Source organism: uncultured Caballeronia sp. (assembly GCF_964243625.1).
Lineage (GTDB): Bacteria > Pseudomonadota > Gammaproteobacteria > Burkholderiales > Burkholderiaceae > Caballeronia.
In genome coordinates, this window is record NZ_CAXTGZ010000534.1 from 1 (window position 1) to 1,122 (window position 1,122).

Here is a 1,122-nt window from a genome sequence, read left to right on the forward strand (position 1 = left end):
GCGCATCTTGCGCTCGCGTGCGCGGTGAGTCTGGCCGTGCTGCTGGTATCGATGCCCAATGTGTTGCCGCACGTTCCTCACGCCGACGACGCGCACGGCGGATCATCGTCGAACAGATGGCGTTCCCGGGCGCTGTGGGCGCTCGGCGCGCTGGCTTTGATTGCGCTGATCGCGGAAGGCGCCATGTACGACTGGGCGACCGTTTATATGCGCGACGTGGTGCTGGCGACGCCGGCTTTGTCGAGCGCGGCGTACGCGGCGTTCACCGGCGGCATGGCGGCGGGGCGTTTCGGCGGAGACACCGTGCGGGCTCGCTTCGGCGCGCCGCAACTGATCTTCGCGAGCGCGGCGCTGGCGTTTATCGGGATGGTGGCCGCGCTCGTCTTCCCCAACGCGGTGGTCACGCTGGCCGGTTTCACGCTGATGGGCCTCGGCCTCGCCAACATGATGCCGGTGCTGTTTGCCGCGGCGGCGCGCGTGGAAGGCGTGAGCCCCGCGGAAGGGCTCGCGCAGGTCGCCGGCCTGGCTTACTTCGGCTTGCTGTTCGGGCCCGTGTTGATCGGCGGCGTGGCGCAGATCAGTTCGCTGCCCATTGGGCTTTCGGTGGTCGCAGCGTGCTCGGCGCTGATTGCGCTCGTGGGCCCGCGAATGATGAAACAACTCAAGCTATAAAAAAACGCGCTGACTTTGCAATCAGCGCGTTCCTTATATCTTGAAAAACAACGAAGGCAACGCGATCAACAGACCGGACCGCGCCGCCCGCGAGATTACATCTTGACCACGTCCAGCAGCGTCTTCTTGCCGCCCTTGTAGTCGTACAACGAGATCACGCCGTGCTTCAGGTCGCCCTTCGAATCGAAGGTCGTCTCGCCAATCACGCCCTTGTAATCCGTATTCGGCATTGCTGCGACGATCTTTGCCGGATCGGTCGAGTTGGCGCGCTTCATTGCATCGACAATGATGTACACCGCGTCATACGTGAACGGCGCGTAGATCTGGATCGGCGCACCGAAACGCTTCTGGAACTTGGCCGCGAATGCCGGGCCGCCTTCCATCTTCTCGAGCGCCATGCCGGCTTCCGAGCAGACTACGTTGTCGGCTGCATCGCCTGCCAGGTCGGCC

Annotated in this window: 2 pseudogenes (1 of these 2 only partly in view); one reads left to right on the plus strand and one right to left on the minus strand. The window is 63.9% G+C overall.

Features of this window, described 5'->3' with window-relative positions:
- Window positions 1-672 (plus strand): annotated as a pseudogene (locus ACFFAR_RS26425) (MFS transporter); the annotation flags it as partial.
- A gap of 95 nt (window positions 673-767) precedes the next feature.
- On the opposite strand, the pseudogene ACFFAR_RS26430 reads toward ACFFAR_RS26425, so the two are convergent.
- Window positions 768-1,122, minus strand: a pseudogene (locus ACFFAR_RS26430) (branched-chain amino acid ABC transporter substrate-binding protein); it runs 810 nt beyond the window's last position.